Source organism: Moorena sp. SIO4G3, assembly GCF_010692305.1.
Lineage (GTDB): Bacteria > Cyanobacteriota > Cyanobacteriia > Cyanobacteriales > Coleofasciculaceae > Moorena > Moorena producens_A.
This window is the reverse complement of sequence record NZ_JAAHIG010000672.1, coordinates 1-2,172: the sequence shown is the minus strand read 5'-3', so window position 1 is coordinate 2,172 and position 2,172 is coordinate 1. Positions and strand designations below refer to the sequence as shown.

Annotated in this window: 3 protein-coding genes; 1 reads left to right on the top strand and 2 read right to left on the bottom strand. The window is 45.9% G+C overall.

Annotated features, from left to right (window positions below; translation table 11 throughout):
* Window positions 1-67 precede the first annotated feature (67 nt).
* Together F6J99_RS44425 and F6J99_RS44420 are read right to left on the bottom strand one after the other, a co-directional pair.
* Complete coding sequence (locus F6J99_RS44425) at window positions 68-829, bottom strand: DUF3598 family protein (RefSeq protein WP_293123682.1); 762 nt, start codon at window positions 827-829, stop codon at window positions 68-70.
* Between the two features lie 136 nt (window positions 830-965).
* The gene (locus F6J99_RS44420) at window positions 966-1,877 is read right to left on the bottom strand and encodes an ABC transporter permease (RefSeq protein WP_070391805.1); all 912 of its coding nucleotides are present in this window, start codon (window positions 1,875-1,877) and stop codon (window positions 966-968) included.
* Between the two features lie 202 nt (window positions 1,878-2,079).
* On the opposite strand from F6J99_RS44420, the gene F6J99_RS44415 reads away from it, so the two are divergent.
* Window positions 2,080-2,172 (top strand): helix-turn-helix domain-containing protein (locus F6J99_RS44415; protein WP_293122145.1); only part of this gene is annotated, 93 nt, incomplete at its 3' end.

Here is a 2,172-nt window from a genome sequence, read left to right as displayed (position 1 = left end):
CCTGCCACAACGGTACAAATTAGACTCGTTATCTAGATCGTATCGTGAAGCGTCGTGCAGCGTGGTTTTAACCCGCGAAACGACATCCGCTTAGAATCCACGTGTTTTCAAACCGTGGAGAGTTCAATTGAGTAGAAACAGAACCCTTCTCTTGGTGCGCGTTCCCTAGGTCGGGAAACCCGACCGGGGTCGCACCGCCGTCAAAATACAGAATTGAGCCATCAATCTTAGCACTAGAGGTGATGGTACGTAATGATTCTCCTGTGCCAAATGTCAGTTGTTGTACTAAGCGGTTACTTTGATCATGCTGGAGTTTAAGGTGAGTAGGATAGATGTTAGGCGTCCGCAAATCAGAATAAAGGGTTACTGCCTCTCCACGCCACTCTCCGAGCAACTGTTCCAAGGTTAATGGTGGACGTTCTGGTGTATCCGTACCCCCCAGTTTTTCTCGAATTAAGGTCAACTGTTTCAGCTGACTCTCCCTGTTATACAGTTGCACCATCCGCAGACGACGGTTACCCTCAATCAAGCCAAATTCTGCCCCAAATTCGCCATAAGGAATCCACTGTAGTGCGCCTTGGGAAAACGCACCACTGTCAAAGAACATAAGATAGCGATCTACATTGGTGTATTCCAGAATTCGGTTGAATATAGCTTGTTCAGGTGGCAGATAGCGAAGAGTCAAACGAATTTTTTGGTTATCGTCGAGTCCTTCTATGGTGAGCACAGAGGGAATATCTTTTAACTGTTGCCCTTTTGGTGAGAATGTGGTAAAGGAACCATGCCAACTCCCTTGATTTTGCAAAAAACATTCCCATTGCGATCGCATAAGTAGTCTTTAGTTATTAGCTCTTAGTCATTAGTCATTGGTCATAAGTCCTCTGTTACTCTGAACCTCTTCCCATGACCCTAACCACTGACAAAATACCAGAATTAGACCAAATTTAGGTAACTGTCTACTAACCTCATTTCCCGATAGCGATGGTTTCGAGACTAACAGCTAAGCAACTACCGAGCAAACCCACTGAACCCCCCAGAATCAACAACAGTAAGGGTAGCACAACAATTTTCAGTGGATCCGGTGGCACCACTGTAGCGATAAATTCGATAAAATCAGGTCCAGTCGCGAGCAGATTAGTCAGAAATTGCCGCAGACCGATCAACAAAACCCAGGCTAGGACTGCCCCAGCTACACCAAAAGTAATTCCTTGCAACATGAACGGCAGATAAATCCAGGATCTGGTTGCCCCAACTAGCTGCATAATCTCAATTTCCTGGCGTCTTGCGATCACAATCAGGCGCATTGTGGTGGTAACAACTGCCACTGCCGTCAGACTTAGAATGGTAGTAATGATCAGACTCACCCAGCCTAAACCGTGATGAAGCTGTCGCATTTGTTTGAGAGTCTGATCCATATACTGCACCTGATCTATTCCTGGCAACTGTGACAATTGCTGGGCAAGAATTAGCACATCCTTTGGTTTGCTTACCTTTACCTTCAGTTCATCCACTAGGGGATTCCCTTCCAACTGTTCCGTAGCAGCAGCAATGTCGGAAATTCCCAGTTCCTCAACCAAGGATGCCCAAGCTTTTTCTTTGGAAATGGTTTGAACCGCCATCACCTTGGGCAGTTTCTGAACTGCTGGTAAGACCATTTCTGCCTCAGCCCCTGGTTCGAGATAAACAGCTACTTCTAGTTGATTCCCCAACTGATTGAGTAGCCCACCTAACTGCCAGGAGGCTTGCCAGCTTATACCAAACAGAAACAATAGGACAGTGACCGTGCTCACCGCCGCCCAGTTGATCCAGCCGCCACGTTGTAGACCTAAGAAAGTTTCCCGCAGCAGGTAGTCCAGTTGAGTGAGAAATTTAAACATCCGTCCCTGACTTGGTGTTACTTTTAGGTTCTAACCGATAGAGTAATAACTTAGTTGACGATTTAAGGTACAACACGATACTATCAGTATGTTGTGAATTGTAGTTAGGTGACTAAGTACCTCAAACCAACCAAAAGCTGATGAGGATCATGGCGTTAACGTCAGCAAACTAGCCCGATGGAAAAATCAATCATCCCGACTTATGCAACGAGCCTTCAAGACCAAGTTAAAACTGAATAACAAACAAAAAACCTTGATGGCTCAACACGCTGGGTATTCTAGGTGGGTATGGAAC

Coding starts and splice junctions, on each gene's coding strand:
- F6J99_RS44425 (WP_293123682.1), bottom strand. CDS start 829: ATGCGATCGCAATGGGAATGTTTTTTGCAAAATCAAGGGAGTTGGCAT.
- F6J99_RS44420 (WP_070391805.1), bottom strand. CDS start 1,877: ATGTTTAAATTTCTCACTCAACTGGACTACCTGCTGCGGGAAACTTTC.